Origin of the sequence: Cellulosimicrobium sp. NPDC057127 (genome assembly GCF_042670945.1) — a bacterium.
Lineage (GTDB): Bacteria > Actinomycetota > Actinomycetes > Actinomycetales > Cellulomonadaceae > Cellulosimicrobium.
Genome location: NZ_JBHUUP010000012.1, coordinates 22953 through 48703, shown reverse-complemented (window position 1 = coordinate 48703; position 25751 = coordinate 22953). Strand labels below are relative to the sequence as shown.

Genomic DNA, 25751 nt, shown 5'->3' with positions numbered 1-25751 from the left:
ACGCCGACGGCCGAGGTCAGCCCCCTGCCGTGGGTGCGTGCTCGCCCGGCCGGCCTCCGAGGTAGAGGTCGGAGAGCTGGGGGTCGGCGAGCAGCTCGGGCGCCGGGCCCGAGATGTGGACGCGGCCGAGGTCGAGGACGCACCCCACGTCCGCGGTCTCGAGGGCGCGCCGCGCGTTCTGCTCGACGAGCAGCACCGCGACGCCCGCGTCGCGCATGCGCACGACCTGCTCGAACACCGTCGCCGTCGTCTTGGGGTCGAGGCCCATGGACGGCTCGTCGAGGAGCACCACGCGCGGGCTCACCATGAGCGACCGCGCGAACTCGACCTGCTTCTGCTGCCCGCCGGACAGCAGGCCGGCGAGCTGCTTCCACCGCTCGCCGACGATCGGGAACAGCTCCTGCACGAACTGCACGCGCTCGGCGACCTGCTGCTTGTCGCGGAGCGTGTACGCGCCGAGCAGCACGTTCTCCGCGACGGTCATCTCGCGGAACACGCTGTGGCCCTGGAGCACGTGCGCGAGGCCCGACGACAGCATCTCCTGCGGTCCCTGGCCCGTGACGTCCTGGCCGTCGACGAGGATGCGGCCCGCCCGCGGCTTGAGCAGCCCGGACGCGACCTTGAGCACCGTCGACTTCCCGGCGCCGTTCGGCCCGACGAGGCACACGACCGTCGAGGCCGGGACCTTGATCGTCAGCCCGCGCAGCACGAGCGCCGCCCGGCCGTAGCCGGCCTCGACGTCCTCGAGCTCGAGGAGGTACTTCTGCTCAGACACCAAGGTAGGCCTCCAGGACTCGCGGGTCGGACTGCACCACCGAGGGCGGTCCCTCGGCGATGGGGCGTCCCCGGTCGAACACGACGACGTGGTGGGACAGGCTCATGACCATGTCCATGTTGTGCTCGACGACGAGGAACGTGCGCCCCTCGGCGTTGAGCTCCTGCACGAGGGTCCCGATGCGCCCGATGAGCGCGGGGTTCACTCCGCCTGCGGGTTCGTCGAGCATGATCGTGTCCGGGTCGCCCATGAGCACGCCCGCGAGCTCGAGGAGCTTCTGCTGCCCGTAGGAGAGGTTGCGGGCCTCGGCGTTCTCCAGGTGGTCGATGCCGACGCGCACGAGCAGCGCGCGCGCCTTGTCGATCTCCTCGGCGTTGCGCGCACCCGCCAGGAGCTCGCGCACGGACCTGCTCCGGACGGCCACGAGCATGTTCTCGAGCACCGTCATGCGCGGGAAGACGCGGCACAGCTGGAAGCTGCGCCCGATCCCGGCGCGCGCGATGCGGTGCGGCGCCCTGCGCGTGATGTCCGCGCCGCGGAACGTCACGGTGCCGGAGTCGGGCTTGATCATGCCCGTGACGCAGTTGAAGAACGTCGTCTTGCCCGAGCCGTTCGGCCCGATGAGCGCGTTGATCTTGCCCTCGTGGAACGTGACCGTCGCGTCCCGGACGGCGTGGACGCCGCCGAACGACTTGGTGAGCCCGACGGTCTCGAGGTTCCGGGTCGTCGGGGGTGCGGTCGTGGTCGTCATCGGTCGTCGTCCTCTCCCGTGACCTCGGTGGTCGTGTCCCCGCCCGACGCCGCGCGGTTGCGCTCGAGGAGCTCGGCCGCCGTCATCTCGCGGATCGAGGAGTCCTGCGGCCCGAAGCGGCGCACGAGGGACTGCGCGGCGGGGATGATCCCGTCCGGCATGAACAGCACGACGACGCCGAGCAGCAGCGCGGTCGCGACGAGGTGGAGCTGGGTGTCGCCGAACTCGAGCTTGAAGTACTCCAGCCCCGTGCCGACGATGACCGCGCCGAGGAGCGGGCCGAACAGGTGCCGGACGCCGCCCAGCAGCGCCATGAGCACCATGTAGGCGCCGAGCAGGATCGAGAACTGGAAGATCGGGTCCAGGTCGCCGAACCACAGGGCGTACATGCCGCCGGCCAGGCCGGTGAACGTGGCGGACACGACGTACGCGACGAGCTTGTAGTCGCGCGTCGGGACGCCGAGGGCCTGCGCCTTGTCCTCGTCCTCGCGCACGGCCTTGAGCCCGGTGCCGAACCGCGACCGGTCGATCGCCCACCACGCGACGAGCATGACGGCGAGCAGCGCGGCGAACAGGTAGAAGAACGTGCGGTGGTGCTCCGGTCGCAGCAGGTCGGGGAACGGCCGCGGGACGACAAGGCCGTCGGACCCGCCCGTGAACGACCCCCACCCCTGGAACACGAGCAGCAGGATGAGCACGAACGCGATCGACACGATCACGAACGACGCGCCGCGCACGCGCAGCGCCGCGATGCCGACGGGGATCGTCACGACGAGGACGATCGCCCCCGCGACGAGCCACGCGACGAAGCTGGGCAGGCCGAGGTCGCGCACGAGCAGCCCGGTCCCGTAGGCGCCGAGCCCGAAGAACGCGGCGTGGCCCAGGGAGACGTACCCCGTGAAGCCGCCCATGAAGTTCCACGCCGTCGCCGTGCACGCGTAGCTCGCGACGACGATGCCCGCGGACAGGATGTACGCGTTGGGCGCCATCGCGGGGAACGCGAGGACCAGTGCCACGCCGACGACGAGCGCCGCCACGCGGGCCGCGCGGGTCCACGGACGGCGCGCCGCCGCACGGGACGCGCCGGCGCTCGCGGCGGGGCCGGCGACGGCGTCGCCCGCGTGCGCGCCGCGGCCGTGCGCCGAGGCGGGTCGGGTGTCAGAAGCGTTGGGCAAGGCGACCTCCGAAGAATCCCTGGGGCCGCAGCATCAGCGTCACGAACAGCGCGACGTAGAAGATGGTCTGCGCCCACGTGGTGCCGAGCGGCACCTGGAGCAGGCTCTGGCCGATGCCGAGCACCATGGCGGCGATCGCGGCGCCCGGGATGGAGCCCAGACCGCCGACGACGATGATCGCCATCAGCGGGCCGATCCAGTGCCAGTGCAGCGACGGGTAGATCGTCGCGTCGAGCGAGAGAGCGGTGCCGCCGACGGCGGCCGTCGCGAGCCCGAGGCCGAAGCCGAACCCGGCGACCCGGTCGGTCTTGATCCCGACGAGCTGCGCGGCCTCGCGGTGCTGGATGGTCGCGCGCAGCGCCTGGCCGAAGCGGCTGTGCTTCATGAGCACGTAGAGCAGCCCGAGCGAGAGCGCCGCGAGCGCGAACGCGACGAGCTTGACGACGGCGATCTGGGCCCCGAACAGCTCGATGCTCGCCCCCGAGTACGGCAGCTGGATGCGGCGCTGCGTGCCGCTCCAGACGAAGCCGATCATGCCCTCGATGAACAGCGCGACCGCGAAGGTGAGGAGCACCGACATCATCGTGAGCGTCGCCGGCCGCAGCCGCGTGATGAGCAGCCGCTGCATGCCGACGCCCACGAGGAAGAAGAGGGGGACGGTGACGACCAGGGAGAGCAGCGGGTCCAGTCCCGTCTGCTGGTGGAAGTACCACGCGAGGTAGGCCGCGAGGATGAGGAACGCCGAGTGGGCGATCATCACGACGCGCATCACGCCGAAGTACAGGGTGAGGCCCGCCGCCAGGAGGGCGTAGAGCCCTCCCAGCAGCACGCCGAGCACGAGGCTCTGGACGAGGAGCGTCGACGTCACGAGCCGATCACCACGCCGGCTTCGGGAAGATCAGCTCGGCCTCCTGCGCGTCCTCGGGGAGCACGATCTGGATCTCGCCGTCCACGTACTGCTGGATGAGGTGGGCGCCCTGCGGGCGGCCCGTCTCGTCCCACGTGAGGGGGCCGACGACCGTGTCCACCTCGTTGTCACGCAGCCAGTCGACGAGCTCCTGCTGGCACTCGCCCTGCTCGGCGCAGCCCACCGCCTCGACGGCGGCCGCGACCACCTGACCCGTCGTGTAGGCGTTCGCCTCGTCCTCGCCCGGGGGGGTGCCGTGCAGCTCGGTGTACCGCTCGACGAACTCGACGTTCGAGGGCCAGCTCGCGGTCTCGGTGTAGCCGGTGGGGGACAGGATGCCCTCGGTCTTCGCGCCGATGGCCTCGGAGAACTCGGGGTTGGTCGGGGCGGTCGAGAACGCCGCCATCTCCGGCTGGTAGTCGAGCTGCTGGAGCGCCACGATGAGGTTGACGGCGTCCTGGTACTGCGTGCCGCCGATGACCATCTCGGCCCCGGAGTCCGCGATCTTCGCCGCGATGGAGGAGAAGTCGGTCGTGTTCGGCGGGTAGACCTCGTCGACGACGACGTCGACGCCGCCCTCGGCCAGCTTGTCGCGCAGGCCGTACGCCGTCCCCTGGGCGAACGGGTCGTCCATGGCCGCGACGGCGACGGTCGCCGGGCGCTCCGCCTCGGGCATCGCGAGGATGTGGTCCGCGAGGTGGTTGTAGTGGTCGTCCGCCACGGCCGGCGCGGCGTAGAACAGGTTCTCGAACCCCTGCTCGAAGACCTCGTTGGCGGCGCCCGCCGGCTCGACGAAGAGCATGCCGTACTCCTCGGCGACGCGGGCGCTCGGCACCACGAGCCGGGTCGAGAACGGGCCGAAGACGAGGTCGACCTCGTCCTGGGCGATGAGCGCCTCGTAGTCCTGGACCACGCGGTCGGCGTTGGACTGGTCGTCGAGGATCTTCAGCTCGACCTGGCGACCGAGCAGTCCGCCGTCCTCGTTGACGAACTGCGCCCACGCCTCGTAGCCGCGCTGGACGCCCTTGCCGGGCTCGGAGAAGTCGCCCGTGAGCGGCAGGGAGATGCCGACGACGATCGGGTCGTCGGCGCCGCCCCCGCCGCCGCCGTCGTCCGAGCCGCCGCCGGAGCAGGCGGTGAGGACGAGCGCCGACGCGGACAGGCCCGCCGTCAGGGCGAGACCGGTCCGTGAGCGGGTGCGTCGTGACGTCGGGGACGGCTTCCGGAAGGACTTCCGTGGGGACATGGGGCTGGCTCTCCCTACCTCGTCGTAGTGAGTACTCGTCGTACCTCGATGTACGTAAGCGCTTTCGTAAGCGCTTGCGCCAGGTTACGCTGCTCCCGGTGGATGTGGCAAGCGTCACGTCGGCGCACGGCCTGCGGGCCGCCGGCGGTCGCCCGGACGGACGGGGTCGGGTTGCGTCGAGACAGCAGGGCCGCAGGGCGCGCCGGCCTCCGGCTCGCGGACGTCGCCGAGCGCGCCGGGGTCTCCCTCGCGACCGCGTCGCGGTCGCTCGCCGGACGGGAGGGCGTCTCTGAGCAGGTCGCGGCGCAGGTGCGCCAGGTCGCCGCGGAGATGGGCTACGTGGCGAACCCGCACGCGCGGACGCTGGCCGGGGGCACCGCCTCGGTCGCGGGGCTGGTCGTGTACGAGATCGGCGACCCCTACTTCTCCGAGATCGCGAGCGGCGTCGTGCGCGTGGCCGCCCAGCACGGGTGGAGCGTCCAGCTCAGCCACACGGAGCGCGAGCCGAGCGCGGAGGTCGCGCAGATCCGTCTCATGCGCGCCCACCGCGTCGGCGCGATCCTCATGGCCGGCTCCGGCTACGTCGACCCCGCGATGGAGGCCGACGCCGCCCGCGAGCTCGCCGCGTTCCAGGAGTCCGGGGGGCGCGTCGTCGTCGTCGGTCGTCACCACCTGGGCAGCGACGCCGTCCTGCCCGACAACGGCCCGGCGGGGGAGAGCGTCGCGGAGCACCTGCTCGGTCTCGGCCACCGGCGGCTCGCGGTGGCGGCCGGACCGGCGCACCTCACCACGATCGCGGACCGGCTCGCGGGCGTCCGCTCGGCCGTCGCGCGCCACCGGCTCGACGCGGACGCCCTGCCCGTCGTGCACGCGCCCTTCACGCGCGAGGGCGGCCGCGACGCGGCGCGGCGGCTGCTCGACGAGCACCCCGCGACGACCGCGATCCTCGCCCTCAACGACGCCATGGCGACCGGGGTCCTGTCCGTGCTGCGCGAGCGCGGCGTCGCCGTGCCGCGCGACGTGTCCGTGACGGGCTTCGACGACATCCAGGTGGCCCAGGACCTCGCGCCGGCGCTGACGACCGTCCGGCTGCCCATGAGCGAGATCGGCGCGGCGGCGCTCGAGCTGGCGCTGCGGCCGGCGTCCGCGCGCCCCCGGCGCCGGTCCACGGGGCACACGCTCGTCGTGCGGGACTCGACGGCACCGCCGCCCGACCGCGCCGACCACGCCGACCGGGCCTGACGGACCACCGACGGAGGGGGTGCGCGCGGCCTGCGCGCACACCCCCTCGGTCACGGCGCTGCGGGGATCACCCGCACGCGTGCTCCGCGTGGTCGACCACGACCTCCGACGTCACCTCCTGCCCGTCGACCGTGCCGGTCCCGGTCACCGTGACCGACCCGGCCTCCAGCGACGACGCGCGGACCGCGAACGCCTGGTACGCCGCCGCGCCCGGGGCGACGTCGGCGACCGTCCGGCTGCCGTACGCCGTCGTGAGGGTCACGTCGGCCGGTGCGGCGCTCGCGTTCGTCGCCGCGACCGCGAGGTACACCCGGCCGGCGAGGCAGCGCGGCGCCACCTCGACGTCGAGCTCGAGGCCCGCAGGCTCCTCGGCCGCCGTGACCGTGAGGTCCCGGATCCGGCCGGTGTTGTCGAACGAGCCGAACCCGACGCGTCCGGTCGCGAACGTCGTGTCGTTCGCGGTGAGGAGCGGGACGTCGAGCCCGTCGACGTAGACCGCGACGTCGCCGCTGTCCGCGCAGCGCACGACGCGGACGTCGTGCCACTCCTCGTCGGTCACGGCCGGCGGCGCGCCGACGGCCCCGTCCCACTGGTCGTCGATCCGCTCCCGGTCCCGGCCGTCCACCTTGAAGATGCCGTTGTGGGCGTAGATCGTGTTGTCCTGCGACAGGTGGGCGTAGTAGTACTGCGTGTCCGACTGCCAGCCGAACACGACGATGACGTCCCGGTTGTTCACGGACGCCGGAGCGTCGAGCCGGACCTCCGCGTCGAGGGCGAACGAGCCGAGCTCGGGACCCTCGGTGAGGACGGCGTACTCGAACGGGCGGCGGATGCCGTCGTCCGGGTTCGTGCCCGCCTCGGCGAGCACGACCTCGTCGCCGGGGAACTGCCACTTCGCCGGGGTGCGCGGTGCCCAGTGCTCCGCGCCCATGACGTCCGTGACCTGCTCGCCCGCCGGGGCGCACGACGGCGGCGCGGGCGGCTCCACCGGCTCGGCCCCGAACAGCGCGTACTGCGCCGCGACCTGCTCGGGCGTCGGGACGACGTCGAGGAACATGAGGTCGTCCATGCGGCCGTGGAACGGGTTGGCCTCGCGCGTGTCCTGCGGGTAGCTCCCGCCGATCTTGATCCCGGCGGGGTCGCTCGGCGACGTCGCACCGGCGCCCCAGGGGTTGGTCGACGAGGTGTAGCGGCCCTCGAGCTCCTCGCCGTTCATGAACAGCTGCATCTCGCCGCCCGCGAAGTCGAACGTCGCGGCGAGGTGCACCCACTTCCCGCGCTCGAGGATCTGGTCCCACGGCAGGTCCGCGGCGAAGGTCCACGACCCCGCCCCGTCCACGCGACGGCCGAGCGCGACGAGCTTGAGCTCCCCGTTCACGGTGATCACCTCGAGCAGCGCCCGCACCGCGTGGCCGTCGGAGGTGCCCGTGAGCACGCCCGCGAGGCCGATGGCGTTGTAGCGGTCGTCGGGGTTCGTGGTGCCCGAGTTCAGCGCGGGGTGCTCGCCGGTCGGCTTGAACCACCCCATGACCGAGATCTCCTCGGCGTCGGCGAAGGCCCCGAGCGAGTCGACGCCGTCGGCGTCGTGGACGCCGGCCTTCCAGTCGTCGTTCGAGGCGGTGCCCGGGCTCATCTGCTGCGTCTGCAGAGCCTCGCCCGCCCCCGGGTACGCGCGGTCCGCGACCCGCATCTCGGTGCCGCCGTTGACGAGCTGGATGTCGGTGCCCGACCAGCCCTGGTCGTCCTCCCACGTCGCGTCGCCCGCGACCGGGTGGTCGAAGTCGTAGTGCGCGACGAGGTTCGGCGCGAGCTCCGGCAGGGCGTGCGGCGACGACGCGCCGACGTGCCGGGCACCCGTCACCTTCCACACCTTCCCGTCCGCCTTCGAGACGAGGTAGAGCTCCCCGTCCGCGTCGGCGCCGAAGCGCAGGTCGACGCGCCGGTCCCCGACGAGGTCCTGGAACGTCGTCTCGACGCCGTCGTGGAAGACCTTGAGGTGCTCGATCTCCGCGAGGTCCTCCAGGTCGCCGTCGTTGCGCTGCATCTCGTCGGCGTGCGTGGACAGCACCCAGCCGCGCACGAGGTCGGTGAACAGGTAGCGGCCCTGGAGCTCGGGGATGTCGCCGCGGTACACGAAGCCGCCGTTGAGCGCCACGCCCGCGTCGCCGGTCTGGCCGGGGTCGCGGTTGTGGTCGTACGCGGCGACGGGGTAGGTGAAGCCGTTCTCGGCGTCGTCGGCGGGCAGCGGGAAGATCTGCCGGTTCTCCGCGAGGAACGGGCCCTCTCGCACGGACCAGCCGAAGTTGTCACCCGGCTCGACGGCGTAGACCGACTCGACCTGCCACTCGCCGATGTGGCCGAGGTACATCGTGTGGTCGCCCTCAGGGTCCCAGCTGATGCGGTGCGGGTCGCGCATGCCCACGGCGTAGATCTCGGGCAGGGCACCCGGCGTGCCGACGAACGGGTTGTCCGCGGGGATCCCGTACTGGCCGTTCGCGCTGTCGTCGCCCGTCGGGTCGATGCGGAAGATCTTGCCCTGCGGCGTCGCGAGGTCCTGCGGGTTGCCGTTGCCGACGCCGTTGCCCCCGTCCCCGACGAGGACGTAGAGCATCCCGTAGTCCGGGTCGCCCGGTTCGACGGTGGGGTTGAACGCGATCTGCTGGACGGTGTGCACGCGGCCCGCGAACGGCACGCGCATGAGCTCGCGGCTCGTGCCGGCGAAGGTCTCCGCCGCCGGGTCGGTGGCCGTCCACTCCGTGATGACGCTGTGGTAGTTCGTGCCGCCGAACGCGGGGAAGTCGGGCGTGTCCTCGGTCAGCGCGCTGCCGGCCTCGGTGTGCACGGTGTAGAAGACGCCGTTGTCCGCGAACTCCGGGTGGAACTCGACGAAGCCGAAGCCGGTGCCGAGCCCCGCGTGGTTGTGGAAGTTGTCGACGAACTGGTCGCGCACGTTGAGGTACGCGACGTGCTCGCCCGTCTCCTCGTCGACCATGTAGAGGATCTCGTTCATGTCCGGCACCGCGAGGCGGCCGGAGCCGTCGGGCACCTCGTCGAGGTGGGTGATGCGGTTGTGCCGCACGAGCCGCTGGTCGGAGGTCGCGGGCGTCGTCTGCGACGCGGGGAGCTGGACGAGCTCGGTCACCTCGATGCCCAGGGCCGACGGCGTCGGGTCGGGCAGCGGGTTGAGCAGCGGCTCCTGCGGCTGGGTCCCTCCCGCCGCGCAGTCGCCGGGGTTGCCCGTCGCGATCTCGAGGTTCTGGCCGCTCGTGTCGACGGCGACGTCGTCGAGCATGAGCCGGCCGGCGCTGCTCGCGCCGTTGATCCAGAAGAACCGGTCGAGCGCGGTGCTCACGCCCTGGCGGAAGCCGAACTGCTGCTCGGTGCCCTCGGGCAGGCGGGTGATCTCCTCGTACGGCCCGCCCTGGCTGTAGACGGACACCTTGTCGGTGGCGTTGTCCGCGACGACCCACACGCACTGCCACGTGTCGCGCGACCACACGCCGGCCGGCTTGAACGACCCGCCGTCGCGCACGAGCATGACGTCGTCGTTCTGGTTGTTCACGTAGGCCCGGCTGTTGACGTAGTCGGACGGCGCGTCGACGTCCGTGAGGCCGAACGACGTGTCGACGCTCCCGGTGCGCATGAACCGGAAGAACAGGGTGCCGGTGTCGCCCTCGGCGACCGGCGGGACGGCGCGGTAGGACTTCTGGCCGCCGCCGACCATCTCGAGGATCTGGTTGTTCGCGTTGAGCGGGTCGGCCACGACGCGGGCGGCGGCCGACGCCGTCCACCCGTCCTGGCCGTCGAGCGCGGTGCGCGTGTACTCCTCGAAGTCCAGGACCTCGGTGAACCCCTCGTCCGCCGCGACCTCCGCGGCGGCCGGCGGCCCGAGGAGGGTCCCGCCCAGGACGGTCGCGAGGGTGACCGCGAGCGCGGCCCTGCCTCGGCGACGGGAACGCAAAGACGTCATCGTCTGCTCCACTTCGTCGGATGCTGCTGCCAGAACGCTGGTTCCGCCGGGGCGTCGTCGCCCCGGCGCCGCACGGGTCCACCCCGGCAGGCACGGCCCCTGTCATGTCGAGGCACGTCCCTGTGCGCGACCCTCGAAGGCTAGGAAAGGGCTTTCCCGCTGTCAACAGGTGCTGGAAAGTCCCGGCCGGGTCCCGGGGACGCGCGAGGGCCCGGCAGCTCGCGTTGCCGGGCCCTCGCGCCGCTCCGTCCCGCCGGCCGTCAGCCGACGAGCGCGGCCGCGGGCTCCTCCGGTCGCGGCAGGATGCGCCGCAGCACGTCCGCGAGCGTCACGACGCCGACGAAGCGGTCGCCGTCCATGACGATCGCGAGATGCTCGCTCGACTCGCGCATGCGCGCGAGCGCGGCGTACACGGTCGTGCCCGACTCCAGGACGAAGCCGGGACGCGCGAGGTCGTGCGCCGGGCGGTCGTCGGGCTCGAGCAGCGTGTCGCGCACGTGCAGGACGCGCGGCACCACGCTCCCGTTGCGCACGAGGATGCGCAGGTGCCCGGACGCGGCGGACGCCGCCCGGACGTCGGCCGCCGTCGCGTGCGCGGGCACCGCCGTGGGGGCGCTGCCTGCCGGGACGAGCGCGTCGACGGTGAGCGTCTGCAGCTCGAGCGCGCCCGAGATCTGCACGCGGTAGGACGCCTCGAGAGCCCCGACGTTGGCCGAGTGCTCGACGAGGTGCCGCAGGGTCGCGGCGTCCTGGCCACCGCCCTCGACGTTCTCGACGGGCTCCACGCCGACGGCGCGCACACACCGGTTGGCGAGCGCGTTGAGCCAGCGCAGCAGCGGACGGAAGACCGCCATGAACCCGCGCATCGGCAGGGCGAGCAGCGTCGCGGAGCGCTCGGGGTGGGCGATGGCCCACGACTTGGGCGCCATCTCGCCGACGACGAGGTGGAGGAACGTGACGACGACGAGCGCCAGCACGAAGCCCGCGACGTCGGCGGCCCACAGCGGGGCGCCCCACGTCTCGAACACCGGCGTCAGCCAGTGGTGCACGGCCGGCTTGGTGATGGCACCGAGCGCGAGCGTGCACGCCGTGATGCCGAGCTGCGCGCCCGCCATGAGGAGCGTGAGCTCGTTGGAGCTGCGCAGCGCGGCCCGCGCGGCACGGCTCGTGGCGGCGGCGTCCTCGAGACGGTGCCGCTTGGCGCCGAGGAGCGCGAACTCCACGGCGACGAAGAACGCGCTGAGCGCGATGATGGCGACGGTCGCCACGACGACGACCCACGGGTTGCTCATCGGGTCTCCTCCCCGGCGGTCGTCCGGCGCACGGCGTCGTCCCCGGCGCCGGTGTCGTTCTGCGGGGGTCCGGCGGCATCGGGCGCGGGCTCGTCGGCCTCGTCCCCGCGCCGCTCCTCGAGCCGCACGCGCACCAGGCGCGGGACGTGGCGCTCGACCGAGAGCACGTCGACGACGAGCGAGCGCGAGACGGGCTCGTCGTGGACGAGGTCGGCCGGGTCGTCGGGCAGGGGGACCTCGATGGTCTCGCCCGCGCGCGGCAGCGACCCGTGCTGGGCGATGAGGAGGCCGGAGACGGTCTCGTGGTCGCCGCGCGGCAGGTCGTGCCCGATGGCGCGCTCCGCCTCGTCGACGTGGACGTCACCGCCCATGACCCACACGTCGTCGTCCTCGGCGGTCACCGTGACGGGCTGCCCCGGGTCGTGCTCGTCGGTGATCTCGCCGACGACCTCCTCCGCCAGGTCCTCGACGGTCAGCACGCCGGTGAACCCGCCGTACTCGTCGATGACGCACGCGAGCTGGTTGCGCGAGCCGGTGAGCTCGGCGAGCGCGTCGGGGAGCGTCATCGACGTCGGCAGGACGACCGCCTGCCGCATGATCTCGGTGACGGGCGCGTCGTCCGCCAGCGGCGTGTCGAGCACGTCCGCGAGCTGTACGACGCCGAGCGGCTGGTCGGTCTCGTCGACCACCGGGTAGCGGGTGTGGGCGCGCGCCATGAGCTCGCGCACCTCGCCGACGGTGGCCCCGGGGCGGACCGTGCCGACGCGCGAGCGCGGGATCATCGCGTGCTCGACGTCCTGCTGCGGGAAGTCGAGGATGCGGTCGAGCAGCACGGACAGCTCGTCCGGGAGGTCGCCGCTCTCGCGGGACTCCGCGACGATGTGCTCGAGGTCGCGCGCCGTGGCGGTGCTGTCGACGTCGTGCACGGGCTCGATCTTGAGCAGGCGCAGCAGGGCGTTGGACGCCTTGTCGAAGACGGCGATGAGCCAGCCGAACACCGTGAGGTACGCGTTCGTGGAGCGCGCGAGGCCGCGGGCGAGCGGCTCGGGCCGCGCGATGGCGAGGTTCTTCGGGAACAGCTCGCCGAACAGCATCTGGACGAGGGTCGACAGCACGAGGGCGAGCACCGTGCCCACCGCGACGCCGACACCGGTCGGCACGCCGACCCCGCCGAGCATCGTCCCGAGGGACTCGCCGATGAGGGGCTCGGCCACGTAGCCGACCAGCAGGCCGGTCACCGTGATGCCGAGCTGCGCGCCCGACAGCACGAACGACGTGCGCCGGGTGACCGCGAGCGCACGCTTGGCGGACTCGTCCCCGGCGTCGGCCTTGGCGCCGAGCCGTGACCGGTCCACGGTCATGTAGGCGAACTCCTGGGCGACGAAGTAGGCCGTCGCCGCCGTGATCGCGAGGACCACGAGGAGCCCGAGGAGAAGGGAGAGGAACGTCGTCACCGGGCCCGCACCGCCCCTCGGTCGTCACGGACGCGGTGTCGCGTCGTCGTGAGGCCGGGGCCGGTGCGGCCGGGACTATGGTCGGGGTCGTCGGCCGCGGGGGCCTCGAGAGTCATCTCTTCCACGCGCGGGTCAACGCCCGGAGACCGCGATTCGTTCCCGCGGGTGTCCGGTAGGGTCGTCCGCGATGTCCAGCCAGCCCACGCCGCGCGGCGCCGAGCCCGCTCCGGCCGCCGACACCCCGTCCCGCAAGCCCCGCGTCCTGCTGCTGTTCGGGGGCCGTTCGGGCGAGCACGCCATCTCGGCCGCGACCGCCGCCGGGGTGCTGCGCGCGATCGACCGCTCCCGGTACGAGGTGGTCCCCGTGGGGATCACGCCGGCCGGTGAGTGGGTGCTCGCCGAGGACGACCCGGAGCGCTGGCAGATCGCCGACGGACGGCTCCCGCAGGTCGAGCCCACGGGCGAGGAGGTCGTGCTGCCGCTCGCGACGGACCAGCGTGGCATGCGCGTCCTCGCGCCCGGCGAGATCCCTCGCGAGCTCGGCGAGGTCGACGTCGTCTTCCCCCTCCTGCACGGCCCGTACGGCGAGGACGGCACGGTGCAGGGCCTGCTGGAGCTCGCCGACGTGCGGTACGTGGGCGCCGGCGTGCTCGCGTCGGCCGTCGGCATGGACAAGCACTTCATGAAGCTCGTGCTCGCCGGTCAGGGGCTGCCCGTCGGGCCGTACACCGTGATCCGCCCCGGGGAGTTCGAGCGCAACCCGCAGGCGTGGACGGAGACGGTCGCGGGCCTGGGCCTGCCCGTGTTCGTCAAGCCCGCGCGTGCCGGTTCGAGCCTCGGCATCTCGAAGGTCGACGACCTCGCCGACCTGCCCGCCGCCGTCGCGGAGGCGCAGCGCCACGACCCGAAGGTGGTCGTGGAGGCGGGCATCGTCGGGCGCGAGATCGAGTGCGCCGTGCTGGGCGGCCGTGGCGGGGAGCGTCCGCGCGCCTCGTTGCCGGGCGAGATCGTGGTCACGGGCGCCGACCACGCCTTCTACGACTTCCAGGCGAAGTATCTCGACGAGGCCGGTGTCGAGCTCTCCTGCCCGGCGGACCTGCCGGCCGAGCTCGTCGAGGAGGTCCGCGACGTGGCGGTCCGCACGTTCGAGGCCGTCGGGGCCGAGGGGCTCTCGCGCGTCGACGTCTTCGTCACGGACGACGGCCAGGTCGTCGTCAACGAGATCAACACCATGCCCGGCTTCACGCCGTTCTCCATGTACCCGCGCATGTGGGAGAAGTCCGGCCTGAGCTACCCCGACCTCATCGACGAGCTCATCGCCCTCGCGCTCGAGCGCCCCACCGGCCTGCGCTGACCCGTCCGCCGCACGGGCCGGGGTGCCGCGCGGGCGCGGCGGGGGGAGGCCTCAGCCCGGGAGATCGGCCACGTCCAGGCACCGACGCGTCTGCGGCACCGTCTGCACCGCGGGCCCCAGGTCGGCGACGAACGACGTCGAGTGGTTCGCGCTCACCGCGGGCGGCACGACGACCTGGACGGCCGGGTCGCGCCCGTAGGTCGTGAACGTCCACGTGCCCTCGCCGTCCTCGACGACGAGCCAGTCCACGGTGCCCGAGCCGGTGCCCACGCTCTGGCACAGGTCCGTCGTCGGACCGGGGACCTCCACGCCGCAGCGCAGGGTCACCGCGGCGCCGGGCGCTCCCCACGCGGCGGTGGCCTGGCTCGTCGTGCCCACCTTCGGCAGGTCCTCGCCGAGCGACTCGGGCAGCGCGAGCACCACCTCGGCGCACAGCGGGTCCGCCGCGTCGTCCGCGACGGGGACGCCGATGCGCGGTGCGCACCCCGCGGTCGCTCCGGCCGCGCCCACGGCGAGCACGGCGACGAGCGTGCGCGCACCTCGGCGTCGCCGGGGGCGGTGAGCGGGAGCGGGAGGGTGGTGCAGGACGTCGGGCACGCGACCACCGTAGTCGCCCCACGACGGAGTCCGGGCACGTGCCCGCCGCCCCGCGGCGCCGCGCGACGGCACTCGTGACGGCGCTCGTGACGGCACTAGGGTGACCGGGTGAGCGAGACGCCCCTGCTGGTCCGCGACGTGCCCGAGGAGGCGCTCCTCGCGCGGATCTTCCCCCTCCTGCCCGCCGCACCCACGACGATCGTGGGACCCGGTGACGACTGCGCCGTGGTCGCCGCGCCCGACGGCCGGTACGTGGTGTCCACGGACGTGCTCGTCGAGGACCGGCACTTCCGCCGGGCGTGGTCGTCCGGGTACGACGTGGGGTGGCGCGCCGCCGTGCAGAACCTCGCCGACGTCGTGTCCATGGGGTCGCGTCCCACCGCGCTCGTCGTCTCCCTCGTCATGCCGGGCGACCTGCCCGTCGACTGGGTCACCGGCCTGGCGCGCGGACTCGCCGCCGCGTGCACGCCGGTCGGGGCGGCCGTCGTGGGCGGCGACCTGTCGGGCGGGGATCAGGTGGTCGTCGCCGTCACCGTCCACGGCGACCTGGAGGGGCGCGCCCCGGTGCTGCGCTCCGGCGCGCGGGCCGGCGACGTCGTCGCGCTCGCCGGCACCCTCGGCCGCTCCGCGGCGGGGCTCGCGCTGCTCGAGCTCGGTCGGCCCCAGCCGGAGCTCACCGACGCCTACCTGCGCCCCGACCCTCCCTTGCGGGCCGGTCCGCTCGCCGCGGACGCGGGCGCGACGGCCATGATGGACGTCTCGGACGGCCTCCTGCGGGACGCCGGGCGCATCGCTCGGGCGAGCGGCGTGCGGGTCGACCTGGCGAGCGGGGCGCTCGCCGACGACCGGCGCGCGCTCGCCGACGCGGCACGCGTCGTGGCAGGCGACGGACCGCGAGAGGCGGACGTCGTCGCGGACGGCTGGGTGCTGACCGGGGGAGAGGACCACGCCCTGCTCGCGACCTTCCCCGCCGGGCACCCCCTCCCGGCACCGTTCCGGGCGATCGGCACGGTGGGCGAGGTCGACGGCGCACCGGGCGTGAGCGTCGACGGTGCGCCTCCGCGCCACCGGGCGACGGGCTGGGACCACTTCGGCGAGTAGCCCGCCCTCGGCGCCGGCTCAGCTGCGGCGGAAGCGGACCATCGTGAGGTCCTTGCCGCCGATGTCGTCGCGCCGCTCGACACCGTCGGGCGAGAAGCCGTGGCGGCGGTAGAACCGCAGGGCCCGCTCCGCGTCGGCCAGCACCCACAGCGTCACCGTCACGCCCGGCGGGACGTCGGCGAGCATCGTGCGCATGAGGTCGCGGGCCACCCCTCGGCCCCACGTCTCCGGATCGAGGTAGATCGCGTAGATCTCGAGGTCGCCGGGCTCCGCGTCCTCGTCGCGGCACGGGCCGATCGTCGCGAACCCGATGGTGCGGCCGTCGGCGTCGGCGAGCCAGGTCCGCGCCCCGGGCCGCGACAGGCTCTCCACCCAGTGCTTCTCGCGCTGGTCGACGTCGAGCGAGGCGAGGTACTCGTCGGGCACGATGCCGGCGTACGCGCCGCGCCAGGACGCGACGTGCACCGCCGCGATGGCGCTCGCGTCAGCGGGACCGGCAGGGCGGATCGTTACCTCGCTCAGTTCCGTCACCATGGGCAAAGCCTGCCACCGGCCACCGGTTCCGCCAAACCGGTTTGTCCGTGCTTCAGGGAATCTCCGTATCCGCGGGCGACGGGCGCGTGCCCGGAGACGCCACAGCGCCCGCCGGCGATGCCGACGGGCGCTGTGGGGAAGGCGGGTTCGCGCTGGCTCAGGCCGGGCGCGTGACCTTGCCGGCCTTGAGGCACGAGGTGCACACGTTGAGGCGCTTGGGCGTGCCGGCCACCACGGCGCGGATGCGCTGGATGTTCGGGTTCCAGCGACGCTTCGTGCGGATGTGGGAGTGCGAGACGCTGTGCCCGAAGCCCGGGCCCTTGCCGCAGACGTCGCAGTTGGCAGCCACGGTTTCTCCTGATCGTCGTGCACGTCGCGCACGCAGCGGCGACGTATGAGGTGGTCTGAGGGTGTCTCGCCCGGTGGTCCGTGCGGCAGCAGGCACGCCGAACATCCGGGCAACCTCGTCAGAGTAGCCGATCGGGCGGCGTCGGCTCAAGTGAGGTCCCCTGCACCCGGGCGGGGCGAGGTGCGCGAGCCGTCGCAGACTACGGTGTTGCCGTCGCCCGCCGGGCGGCGCGCCGTCCCCGTCAGCGAGGAGACCGACCGACGTGAGCCGTGCCACCGGGGTGCTCGACGGCCCCGCCGTCGCGGCGTGGGCACGTGAGGGCGTGCGCTCGCTCGGGGCGGTCCGCCGGGCGCTCGACCGCGTAAACGTCTTCCCGGTCCCCGACGCCGACACCGGCACGAACATGTACCTGACGTTCCTGGACGGCGCGCGCGGCCTGCCCGACGACGAGGGCGGGGACGCCGGTGCCGGGCAGATGCTCGTGCGCCTGGCCCGCGGGGCGCTCGTGGGGGCGCGCGGCAACTCCGGCGTCATCCTCAGCGAGTACCTGCGCGGGCTCGCCGTCGCGCTGGCCGCCCACCCCACCGTCGCCGCGCCCGCGCTGGCCGACGGGCTCGCGTCCGCGGCGCGCACCGCCCGCCGTGCCGTCGCCCGACCGGTCGGCGGGACGATCCTCACGGCCGCCGACGCCGCGGCACGGGCCGCCGCCGACGCGCTGATGGACGAGGACGCCGACGGGACGGCGGGTCCGGACACCTCCCGCGGCGCGGCGGGGGCCGTGCGCGTGGTCGCGGCCGCCCGAGACGGCGCCCTCGCCGCGGCGCTGCGCAGCCGCGGGGAGCTCGACGTCCTCGCCCGCGCCGACGTGCTCGACGCCGGTGCGCTCGGCCTGACCGTGCTCCTGGACGCCCTGCGTGCGGCGGTCGGCGGCACGCTCGCCGACGGGCCCGACGGGCCCGAGGGGCCCCAGGGGCAGGGCGCCGCCGCGGTCGCGCCGCCCGCGGGAGTGTCGGAGGTGCTCGCCATCATGTCCACCACGGACCCTGCCCCGGACGCGAGGCCGACTCCCGCGGACACCGCGGCACCCCCGGGCGGCACGCGGTCGGGCCCGGACGACGGAGGAGGAGCGTTCGAGGTGATGTTCGTCGTCGACGCGACCTCGGCACCCGCGGACGGTGCGCGCGCGGCGGCCGTCGACGCCGTGCCGGACCTCGCGGTACGCCTGCGCGCCGGGCTGGGGGAGGTCGGCGACTCGGTCGTCGTGGTCGGGGGAGAGCTCACGGCCGAGGCGGACACGGCGCCGCCGCCCGCCGTCGAGCGCGGCGCCCACGGTGGTGCGCACGGTGCTCTGTGGCAGGCCCACGTGCACACCGACGACCCGGTGGCCGCCGTGGCCGTGGGCCGGTCCGCGCTCGCGGACGTCCCCGGTGCCGCGCTGCGCCAGGTGCGCGTGCGCCACCTCGTGCGGCACGACGGACCCGCGCCCGAGGTCGAGGCGGACCCGTCCGCAGGTGCCGTCGCCGCGCCGACCGGGGAGCCGCCCGGCGCACCGGTCGGCGTCGTCGCCGTGACGACGGCCCCGGGCCTCGTCGCCGACCTCGCGCGCGCGGACGCCGTCGTGCTCCTACGCGAGCCCGGCGCCGAGACGGACGTGCCGGCGCTGCACCGGGCCGTCGTGGACGCGGGCAGGCGCCACGTGCTCGTGCTGCCCGGCGACGCGCTCGACCCCGCGACCGTCGGCACGCTGCGGGACGCGGTCCGCGAGGACGGCGTCGAGCAGCTCGACGTGCTCGACGCGCCGACGGACCTGCACGTGGTCGCCGCGCTCGCCGCGAGCCAGCTCGTCGAGGCCGCCGGCCCTGGGCGGGTCGCGTCCGCGCGGGCGGCCACGACGCACGTGCGCGTCGCGCGGGCCGCGGTCCCGGGCGTCTGGACGACGGCGCACGGCGCCCTCCCGGACGCCGTCTCGCAGGCGCTCGCCGGGGTGCTCGCCGGGCCGGCCGAGGTGCTGACCGTGCTCGCCGACAACGACGTCGACCCCGGGCTCCTGGAGGCGGTGGCCGCCCGGGCGGCCGAGCACGGGGCCGAGCCCGTCCTGCTCCGCTCGGGGCGGACCGGTGCGGGCGTGACGTTCGGTGCCGAACCGCCCGCCGACGCCGGACCCGACCGGACGGAGACGACCCGATGACCACCAGCCCGACGACCGGTCCGGCCGACGGCCCCACGACGGACCCGGCGACCGGCCGGGCCACCGACCGCCTGGCGGAGCCGTTGACCAGGGCGCTCGGTACGCGCAGCGCCAACCCGCTCGCCAAGCTCGGCCTGCGCACCGTGGGCGACCTGCTGCGTCACTACCCGCGCCGGTACGGCGACCCGGGCACGCTCACGGACCTCGCCGGCCTCGCCCTCGGCGAGCACGTGACGATCGTCGCGCAGGTGCGCAGCGCGACCGTGCGGCGCATGCGCAACCGACCTGGCGCGATCCTCGAGGCCATCGTCACCGACGGCCCGCAGCAGCTGTCGCTGACGTTCTTCGCCAAGAGCCCGAACGCGCTGCGCTACCACGAGCAGCGGCTGTCGCCCGGGCGGCTCGGGCTCTTCACCGGCGTCGTCGGGTTCTACCGCGGCACCCGCCAGCTCACGCACCCGGACTACCGCATCATCGGCATGGACGACGACGCGGAGGACGCGGAGAGCGCCGTGCTCGAGGCGAGCCGTCCCATCCCCATCTACCCGGCGAGCGCCAGCATCCCGAGCTGGAAGATCCAGCCCGCGGTGCGCACGGTGCTCGACCCGCTGCGCGAGGAGGACGTGCCGGACCCGGTGCCCGGCACCGTGCGCGAGCAGCACGGGTTCGGCACGCGGCTCGAGGCGCTGCGCGACGTCCACGAGCCGTACGACGAGGCGCAGTGGCAGCGCGGACGGGACCGGCTGCGCTACGAGGAGGCGTTCGTCCTGCAGGCGGCCCTCGCGCAGCGCAGGGCGCGGGCCGCGGCGGAGCCGGCGACGGCACGCCCGCCGCGCGCGCCTGGGGAGCCCGGGATCCTCGCCGACTTCGACGCGGCCCTGCCGTTCACGCTCACGCGCGGGCAGCGCGAGGTCGGCGAGGAGGTCGCGGCGGACCTCGCGCGCTCGCGGCCCATGCAGCGGCTCCTGCAGGGCGAGGTCGGCTCCGGCAAGACGGTCGTGGCGCTGCGCGCGATGCTCCAGGTGGTCGACGCCGGCGGGCAGGCCGCGCTGCTCGCCCCGACCGAGGTGCTCGCCGCGCAGCACGCCCGCACGCTGCGCGCGCTCCTCGGTCCGCTCGCCGAGGACGGGTTCCTCGGCGGTGCGGAGCACGGCACGCGCGTCGCGCTCCTCACGGGCTCGCTCGGCGCGACGGCGCGCAAGGAGGCGCTGCTGGACGCCGCGAGCGGAGCGGCGGGGATCGTCGTGGGCACGCACGCGCTGCTGTCCGAGAACGTGCAGTTCGCCGACCTCGGGCTCGTCGTCGTCGACGAGCAGCACCGGTTCGGCGTCGAGCAGCGCGACGCCCTGCGGGCCAAGGCGCGCACCAGCCCGCACCTGCTCGTCATGACGGCGACGCCCATCCCGCGCACCGTCGCGATGACGGTGTTCGGCGACCTCGAGACGTCGTCGCTCACCGAGGTCCCCGCGGGGCGGTCGGGCATCACGACGCACGTCGTCCCGGCCGGCAACGCCGCCTGGACGGACCGCACGTGGGCGCGGGTGCGCGAGGAGGTCGACGCCGGGCACCGGGCGTACGTGGTGTGCGCGCGGATCCACCCCGACGAGCCGGGCGACGGCGCGTCGCGCGCGGGTGCCGCGGGTGCCGACGACTTCGACGACGTGCCCGACTTCCTCCTGGAGGACGCGGCGGACGGGGCCTCCGACGCACCGGCGCCCCTGCGTGCCGTGCTGGAGGTCGCCGAGGAGCTGCGGGCCCACCCGCGGCTGGCGGGGGTGTCGGTCGGGGCGCTGCACGGCCAGATGCCTCCGGCGGACAAGGACGCCGTGATGGCCGCCTTCGCCTCGGGCGAGGTCCAGGTGCTCGTGTCGACCACGGTCGTGGAGGTCGGGGTGGACGTGCCCGAGGCGACCGTCATGGTCGTGCACGACGCCGACCGCTTCGGCATCTCCCAGCTCCACCAGCTCCGGGGACGGGTCGGGCGCGGGAGCGCCCCCGGCCTGTGCCTGCTCGTCTCGACGGCCCAGCCGGGCACGCCCGCGGCGACCCGCGTGGAGACGCTCGCGCGGACGACCGACGGGTTCGAGCTCGCGACGGTCGACCTCGAGCTGCGCAGCGAGGGCGACGTGCTGGGCGCGGCGCAGTCCGGCCGTGCGAGCTCGCTGCGGCTCCTGCGCGTCGTCAAGGACGCGGACGTCATCGCGACGGCGCGCGCCGACGCGGCGGCGGTCGTCGCCGAGGACCCGGACCTGACCGACCACCCGGCGCTCGACCGCGCCATCCACGAGCAGCTCGACCCGGAGCGCGAGGAGTTCCTCGAGCGCGCCTGACCTGCCGGTGGCGCGGCACGTGCCGAGCGGTGTCCGGCACGGGTGCCGTGGCTGGCTACCCTGGGGCGCGTGACGAGGATCGTGGCGGGGACCGTGGGCGGGCGCACCATCCAGGTCCCGCCGCGGGGGACGCGACCGACGAGCGACCGCGTGCGGGAGGCGGTCTTCTCGCGCCTCGAGCACCTGGGCGTGGTGGACGACGCCCGCGTCCTCGACCTGTACGCGGGGTCCGGAGCGCTCGGCCTCGAGGCGGCGAGCCGCGGCGCGCGGACGGTCACGCTCGTCGACTCGGCCCGTGTCGCGGCCGACGTCGCGCGGCGCAACGTGGCCGTCCTGGGGCTCCCGGACGTGCGCGTCGTCGCGCAGTCCGCCGAGGCGTTCGTCACGGCGGCGGCGTCCGAGGCGGGCGCGTCCGCGCAGCGGGCCGGCGGGCCCTTCCACCTCGTCTTCCTCGACCCGCCGTACGACCTCGGCGCCGAGGCGCTCGAGCGCGTGCTCGACCGCCTGGCCGCACCGGGCGTGCTCGACCCGTCGGCCGTCGTGGTGGTCGAGCGCTCCGCCCGCACCCCCGAGCCCGCCTGGCCCGTCGGCTGGGAGCTGCTCGCGAGCCGGACGTACGGCGAGACGGCGGTCTGGTTCGCGGGTCCGCCAGCGGCCGACGACGGCACCGCCTGACCGGCACGCCTCCGGGCCCCGCCGCGGCCCGTGTACTACCGTGACGAGGTGACCACAGCCGTCTGTCCCGGGTCGTTCGACCCGATCACCCTGGGCCACCTCGACATCGTCGTGCGTGCCCGCGCGCTGTTCGACGAGGTCGTCGTCGGGGTCGCGCGCAACGCGTCGAAGCGGGCCCTCCTGGACGTGGACGAGCGGGTGCGTCTCGCCCGGGCGGCGGTCGAGCACGCGGGCCTGGACGGTGTGCGGGTCGAGGTCGTCCCCGGTCTGCTCGTCGACTTCTGCCGCGAGGTCGGTGCGGCGGCGGTCGTCAAGGGGCTGCGCGGCGGTGCGGACTTCGACGCGGAGCTGCCCATGGCGCTCATGAACCGCCATCTCGGGTCGGTCGAGACCGTCTTCGTCGCGGGGGACGCCGCGCTGCTCCACGTCGCCTCGTCGCTCGTCAAGGACATCGCGGGGCACGGCGGGCCGGTGGACGACCTCGTCCCGCCGGGCGTGGGGGACGCGGTACGGGCGGCGCTCGCGAGCGGCGGGCGGTGAGCGACGGATGAGCACGACGGAGAGGGCAGGGCGGATGACCGAGCAGGGTGGCGTGCGGGACCGGTTCGACGGCGGGGGCCGGCCGGAGGCGGAGGCGGCCCACGCGGGGCTCCACGCGATCCTCGACGACCTCGCGGCCCTGCTGGAGAACGCCCGGGCCATGCCGATGTCGTCGTCGGTGCTCGTGCACCGGGGGGACGCGCTGGCGCTCGTGGACGAGCTGCGCTCCGCGCTCCCGGAGCAGCTCGCGCACGCGGACGAGGTCCTGGCCGAGGCGGACGCCGTCCTCGAGGACGCGCAGCGCCAGGCGGACGAGACCTTGGCGACGGCCCGCGCCCGCGCCCTCGAGCTCGTGCAGACGGAGCAGGTCGTGGTGCAGGCGCAGTCGCGCGCGCACGAGATCGTCGACGAGGCCGAGCGGACCGCAGAGGGTCTGCGCCGCGACGCGGACGACTACTGCGACCGTCAGCTCGCCGACTTCGAGGTCGACCTCGGCAAGGTGCTCGCCCAGGTCCAGGCCGGCCGGGCCAAGCTCGCGGGGCGGCTCGGCGGCACGGCCCCGTCCGGACCGTCACCGTTCCCGAGCACGATGGCGCCGCGCGGGCCGGAGCGGGGCTCCCGCTAGAGCCGGGCGGTACCGGTCCGGCGTCGTTCGCCCCGAGCGCTCCGCGTGCCGTAGGATCGTTCTTTGGGCTCGGCGCCTCTCGCTGCCGACCCGTGCCCGGCGGCCCGACCGCCGACCTTCCCCGAGAACCGTCCGCGAGACCTCCCGCCCGTGCGGGAGCCGACCCTGGAGCGCGCCATCGCCACCGAGAAGACGTCGCCGCTCGTGCTGGACACGCACGAGCTCGGTCGGCGACCCGGCAGCATGCGCCCCGTCGAGCGGACGGTGGCGGCACCGGCCGACCTGGGCACCGCGGTCATCGGCATCCCCGAGGGCAGCGAGCTCGAGCTCGACCTGCGTCTCGAGGCCGTGATGGAGGGCGTGCTCGTCTCGGGCTCGGTCTCCGGGCGCGCGGTCGGCGAGTGCGTGCGGTGCCTCGACGAGGTGACGCAGCCGGTCCGTGTCGACCTGGCCGTGCTGTTCTCCTACGCGGAGCGCGCGCAGGCCGCGGAGGACTCGGGGGACGACCTCGAGGACGCCGAGGACGTCTACGAGCTCGACGGCGACCTCGCCGACATCGAGCCCGCGCTACGGGATTCGGTGGTGACTGCACTACCATTCAGTCCGGTGTGCCGACCGGACTGCCCGGGCCTCTGCTCCGAGTGCGGCGTCCGTCTCGCGGACGACCCGGGGCACGCACACGAACTTGCCGACCCCAGGTGGTCGGCGCTGGAGAGCATGTTCGACACCTCGAACGTGTCCGACGAGACGAAAGAGAGCTAGCCGTGGCTGTTCCGAAGCGCAAGATGTCGCGCAGCAACACCCGTGCGCGTCGTTCGCAGTGGAAGACGACCGCCGCGAACCTCACCACCTGCCCGCAGTGCAAGGGCGACAAGCTGTCGCACGCGGCGTGCCCGACGTGCGGCACCTACAAGGGCCGCCAGTACGCCGAGGCGCTGCGCTCCGAGCACGCAGGCTGAGGCGCGTGGCACCGGCTGCACCGGCAACCGGTCTGCTCGAGAAGCTCGGGGTCCAGCTGGATCCCGAGCTTCTCGTGCTTGCGCTCACGCACCGGTCGTTCGCGCACGAGAACGGCGGCATCCCGACGAACGAGCGTCTCGAGTTCCTCGGTGACACCGTGCTCGGACTCGTGGTGACCGAGACGCTGTACCGGCGTCACCCGGACCTGTCCGAGGGCGAGCTCGCCAAGATGCGGGCCGCGACGGTGTCGCAGAAGTCGCTCGCCATCATCGCGCGGGCCCTCGACCTCGGGCGGTTCGTGCTGCTCGGCAAGGGCGAGATCCGCACGCGCGGCAACGACAAGGACTCCATCCTGTCCGACACGGTGGAGGCGCTGATCGGTGCCGTCTACCTGAGCCACGGGCTCGAGCCTGCGCGCGAGCTGGTGCTACGCCTCGTCGAGCCTCGGCTGGCCGCCGCCGCGGACCTGGGCGCCGGGCTGGACTGGAAGACGTCCCTGCAGGAGGCCGCGGCCGCCGCGGGGATGAGCGCGCCCGCGTACTCGAGCGACGCGGTCGGGCCGGACCACGCGCGCGTGTTCACGTCGTACGTGCACCTCGACGGTCGCCTGTACGGCACGGGCAGCGGGACGGCGAAGAAGTACGCCGAGCAGGAGGCGGCCGAGCGGGCGTACCGCGCGATCGCCGTCGAGCAGGCCCAGCGGGCCGCGGCCACCGACGAGACGACCGAGCCCGCGGGTGCCTGAGCTCCCCGAGGTCGAGACCGTCCGCGACGGACTCGCGCGGCACGTGCTCGGCGGCGTGGTGACGGACGTCGAGGTGCTGCGCGACTACAGCGTCCGCCGCCACGACGGCGGACCGGCCGGGTTCCGCGACCAGCTCGTCGGCCAGCGGCTCGACGCGGCGGTCCGCCGGGGCAAGTTCCTCTGGCTGCCGCTCAGGCCCACCAGCGCGTACGGGGCGCCGGACGAGCGGCCCGCGGCCGCGCTGCTCGCGCACCTCGGCATGTCGGGACAGCTCCTCGTGCGCTCGGAGGACGGTCTCGCCGTCCGGTCGCCGCACCTGCGCGTGCGCCTGCTCCTCGAGCCCGAGGGCGGCGGCGACGCGCTCGCGCTCGACTTCGTCGACCAGCGCACGTTCGGTCACCTGTCGGTCCAGGACCTCGTCCCCACGCCCGACGGCGCCCCGGGAGGTCTCGGCACCGAGCTCGCCGCGGTCCCGGAGCCGGTCGCGCACATCGCGCGCGACCTGCTCGACCCGGCGCTGCGCCGTGACGACGTCGTCGCGGCCGTCCGCCGTCGTCGCACGGGCGTGAAGCGGGCGCTGCTCGACCAGACCGTCGTGTCCGGCGTCGGGAACATCTACGCCGACGAGGCGCTGTGGCGCGCCCGCCTGCACTACGCGCGCGCGACCGACACCCTGCGCCGGCCTGAGGCGCACCGGCTGCTCGACGCCGCCGCGGAGGTCATGAGCGAGGCGCTCGTCCAGGGCGGCACGAGCTTCGACGCGCTCTACGTCAACGTCAACGGCCAGTCGGGGTACTTCTCGCGCTCGCTCGCCGTGTACGGGCAGGAGGGGGAGCCGTGCCCGCGCTGCGGCACGCCCGTGCGGCGCGACGAGTTCATGAACCGCTCGGCGTACACGTGCCCCCGGTGCCAGCCGCGCCCTCGCAACGGGCGGTGGTGAC

At 74.3% G+C, this 25751-nt stretch carries 23 protein-coding genes; 12 read left to right on the top strand and 11 right to left on the bottom strand.

The genetic code is table 11. The features are described from left to right. Positions 1–16: 16 nt before the first annotated feature. The 5 genes from ACFTZA_RS12800 to ACFTZA_RS12780 are packed head-to-tail and all read right to left on the bottom strand — an operon-like array spanning position 17 to position 4854. Positions 17–775 carry an ABC transporter ATP-binding protein gene (locus ACFTZA_RS12800; protein ID WP_378195200.1) on the bottom strand — a complete coding sequence of 253 codons (759 nt, stop codon included), beginning with the start codon at positions 773–775 and terminating at the stop codon, positions 17–19. Beyond that, complete coding sequence (locus ACFTZA_RS12795; RefSeq protein WP_378195197.1) at positions 768–1526, bottom strand: ABC transporter ATP-binding protein; 759 nt, start codon at positions 1524–1526, stop codon at positions 768–770. Before ACFTZA_RS12795 ends, ACFTZA_RS12800 begins: the two co-directional genes overlap by 8 nt. Next, positions 1523–2701: a branched-chain amino acid ABC transporter permease gene (locus ACFTZA_RS12790; RefSeq protein WP_378195194.1), complete on the bottom strand. Its 1179-nt coding sequence runs from the start codon at positions 2699–2701 to the stop codon at positions 1523–1525. The genes ACFTZA_RS12795 and ACFTZA_RS12790 overlap by 4 nt, the downstream gene beginning before the upstream one ends. Continuing rightward, positions 2685–3569: a branched-chain amino acid ABC transporter permease gene (locus ACFTZA_RS12785; RefSeq protein WP_378195190.1), complete on the bottom strand. Its 885-nt coding sequence runs from the start codon at positions 3567–3569 to the stop codon at positions 2685–2687. Before ACFTZA_RS12785 ends, ACFTZA_RS12790 begins: the two co-directional genes overlap by 17 nt. Positions 3570–3576: 7 nt before the next feature. Further along, on the bottom strand, positions 3577–4854 hold the full coding sequence (locus tag ACFTZA_RS12780) for an amino acid ABC transporter substrate-binding protein (protein WP_378195187.1): 1278 nt from the start codon (positions 4852–4854) through the stop codon (positions 3577–3579). A gap of 171 nt (positions 4855–5025) precedes the next feature. Here ACFTZA_RS12780 and ACFTZA_RS12775 point away from each other — a divergent pair, with 171 nt between their 5' ends. Beyond that, entirely contained in the window at positions 5026–6096 is a 1071-nt protein-coding gene (locus tag ACFTZA_RS12775; RefSeq protein WP_378195185.1) for a LacI family DNA-binding transcriptional regulator, read from the top strand. A gap of 67 nt (positions 6097–6163) precedes the next feature. Here the strand turns inward: ACFTZA_RS12775 and ACFTZA_RS12770 are convergent, their stop codons facing one another. The 3 genes from ACFTZA_RS12770 to ACFTZA_RS12760 all read right to left on the bottom strand — a co-directional run bounded on the left by ACFTZA_RS12770 (position 6164) and on the right by ACFTZA_RS12760 (position 12812). Then, the gene (locus tag ACFTZA_RS12770; protein WP_378195182.1) at positions 6164–10066 is read right to left on the bottom strand and encodes a PQQ-dependent sugar dehydrogenase; all 3903 of its coding nucleotides are present in this window, start codon (positions 10064–10066) and stop codon (positions 6164–6166) included. Between the two features lie 260 nt (positions 10067–10326). Beyond that, positions 10327–11358 carry a CNNM domain-containing protein gene (locus tag ACFTZA_RS12765; protein ID WP_378195179.1) on the bottom strand — a complete coding sequence of 344 codons (1032 nt, stop codon included), beginning with the start codon at positions 11356–11358 and terminating at the stop codon, positions 10327–10329. Next, positions 11355–12812, bottom strand: a complete 1458-nt coding sequence (locus ACFTZA_RS12760; RefSeq protein ID WP_378195176.1) for a hemolysin family protein — start codon at positions 12810–12812, stop codon at positions 11355–11357. The genes ACFTZA_RS12765 and ACFTZA_RS12760 overlap by 4 nt, the downstream gene beginning before the upstream one ends. Positions 12813–12999: 187 nt before the next feature. Between ACFTZA_RS12760 and ACFTZA_RS12755 the strand changes: the two genes are divergently transcribed. Continuing rightward, the gene (locus ACFTZA_RS12755; protein WP_378195173.1) at positions 13000–14166 is read left to right on the top strand and encodes a D-alanine--D-alanine ligase family protein; all 1167 of its coding nucleotides are present in this window, start codon (positions 13000–13002) and stop codon (positions 14164–14166) included. 51 nt (positions 14167–14217) lie between these two features. Here the strand turns inward: ACFTZA_RS12755 and ACFTZA_RS12750 are convergent, their stop codons facing one another. Further along, positions 14218–14763, bottom strand: a complete 546-nt coding sequence (locus ACFTZA_RS12750) for a DUF3515 family protein (protein ID WP_378195170.1) — start codon at positions 14761–14763, stop codon at positions 14218–14220. 108 nt (positions 14764–14871) lie between these two features. Here ACFTZA_RS12750 and ACFTZA_RS12745 point away from each other — a divergent pair, with 108 nt between their 5' ends. Beyond that, positions 14872–15864, top strand: coding sequence for a thiamine-phosphate kinase (locus ACFTZA_RS12745; protein ID WP_378195167.1), 993 nt, complete (start codon positions 14872–14874; stop codon positions 15862–15864). 18 nt (positions 15865–15882) lie between these two features. Here the strand turns inward: ACFTZA_RS12745 and ACFTZA_RS12740 are convergent, their stop codons facing one another. Both ACFTZA_RS12740 and rpmB read right to left on the bottom strand, forming a co-directional pair. Then, the gene (locus ACFTZA_RS12740; RefSeq protein WP_378195164.1) at positions 15883–16398 is read right to left on the bottom strand and encodes a GNAT family N-acetyltransferase; all 516 of its coding nucleotides are present in this window, start codon (positions 16396–16398) and stop codon (positions 15883–15885) included. Positions 16399–16555: 157 nt separating this feature from the next. Continuing rightward, the gene (rpmB, locus tag ACFTZA_RS12735) at positions 16556–16747 is read right to left on the bottom strand and encodes a 50S ribosomal protein L28 (RefSeq protein WP_378195161.1); all 192 of its coding nucleotides are present in this window, start codon (positions 16745–16747) and stop codon (positions 16556–16558) included. A gap of 262 nt (positions 16748–17009) precedes the next feature. On the opposite strand from rpmB, the gene ACFTZA_RS12730 reads away from it, so the two are divergent. The 9 genes from ACFTZA_RS12730 (at position 17010) to mutM (ending at position 25750) form a co-directional block, all read left to right on the top strand. After that, positions 17010–18935 (top strand): DAK2 domain-containing protein, encoded by a 1926-nt coding sequence (locus tag ACFTZA_RS12730; protein ID WP_378195158.1) that lies wholly within the window; start codon positions 17010–17012, stop codon positions 18933–18935. Continuing rightward, positions 18932–21265 carry an ATP-dependent DNA helicase RecG gene (locus tag ACFTZA_RS12725; protein WP_378195155.1) on the top strand — a complete coding sequence of 778 codons (2334 nt, stop codon included), beginning with the start codon at positions 18932–18934 and terminating at the stop codon, positions 21263–21265. Before ACFTZA_RS12730 ends, ACFTZA_RS12725 begins: the two co-directional genes overlap by 4 nt. Positions 21266–21334: 69 nt before the next feature. Then, on the top strand, positions 21335–21940 hold the full coding sequence (gene rsmD / locus ACFTZA_RS12720) for a 16S rRNA (guanine(966)-N(2))-methyltransferase RsmD (RefSeq protein WP_378195153.1): 606 nt from the start codon (positions 21335–21337) through the stop codon (positions 21938–21940). Positions 21941–21988: 48 nt separating this feature from the next. Then, complete coding sequence (gene coaD, locus ACFTZA_RS12715; protein ID WP_378195150.1) at positions 21989–22480, top strand: pantetheine-phosphate adenylyltransferase; 492 nt, start codon at positions 21989–21991, stop codon at positions 22478–22480. 34 nt (positions 22481–22514) lie between these two features. Continuing rightward, positions 22515–23105, top strand: a complete 591-nt coding sequence (locus ACFTZA_RS12710) for a hypothetical protein (RefSeq protein WP_378195147.1) — start codon at positions 22515–22517, stop codon at positions 23103–23105. 165 nt (positions 23106–23270) lie between these two features. Further along, entirely contained in the window at positions 23271–23867 is a 597-nt protein-coding gene (locus ACFTZA_RS12705) for a YceD family protein (RefSeq protein ID WP_378195404.1), read from the top strand. A gap of 2 nt (positions 23868–23869) precedes the next feature. After that, positions 23870–24064 (top strand): 50S ribosomal protein L32, encoded by a 195-nt coding sequence (rpmF, locus tag ACFTZA_RS12700; protein WP_069387572.1) that lies wholly within the window; start codon positions 23870–23872, stop codon positions 24062–24064. 5 nt (positions 24065–24069) lie between these two features. Then, complete coding sequence (gene rnc, locus ACFTZA_RS12695) at positions 24070–24810, top strand: ribonuclease III (protein WP_378195144.1); 741 nt, start codon at positions 24070–24072, stop codon at positions 24808–24810. Beyond that, positions 24803–25750: a bifunctional DNA-formamidopyrimidine glycosylase/DNA-(apurinic or apyrimidinic site) lyase gene (gene mutM, locus ACFTZA_RS12690; RefSeq protein WP_378195141.1), complete on the top strand. Its 948-nt coding sequence runs from the start codon at positions 24803–24805 to the stop codon at positions 25748–25750. Before rnc ends, mutM begins: the two co-directional genes overlap by 8 nt. Position 25751: the final 1 nt, after the last annotated feature.

Coding starts and splice junctions, on each gene's coding strand:
- ACFTZA_RS12795 (WP_378195197.1), bottom strand. CDS start 1,526: ATGACGACCACGACCGCACCCCCGACGACCCGGAACCTCGAGACCGTC.
- ACFTZA_RS12770 (WP_378195182.1), bottom strand. CDS start 10,066: ATGACGTCTTTGCGTTCCCGTCGCCGAGGCAGGGCCGCGCTCGCGGTC.
- ACFTZA_RS12725 (WP_378195155.1), top strand. CDS start 18,932: ATGACCACCAGCCCGACGACCGGTCCGGCCGACGGCCCCACGACGGAC.
- ACFTZA_RS12755 (WP_378195173.1), top strand. CDS start 13,000: ATGTCCAGCCAGCCCACGCCGCGCGGCGCCGAGCCCGCTCCGGCCGCC.
- ACFTZA_RS12765 (WP_378195179.1), bottom strand. CDS start 11,358: ATGAGCAACCCGTGGGTCGTCGTCGTGGCGACCGTCGCCATCATCGCG.
- ACFTZA_RS12780 (WP_378195187.1), bottom strand. CDS start 4,854: ATGTCCCCACGGAAGTCCTTCCGGAAGCCGTCCCCGACGTCACGACGC.
- ACFTZA_RS12710 (WP_378195147.1), top strand. CDS start 22,515: ATGACCGAGCAGGGTGGCGTGCGGGACCGGTTCGACGGCGGGGGCCGG.
- ACFTZA_RS12740 (WP_378195164.1), bottom strand. CDS start 16,398: ATGGTGACGGAACTGAGCGAGGTAACGATCCGCCCTGCCGGTCCCGCT.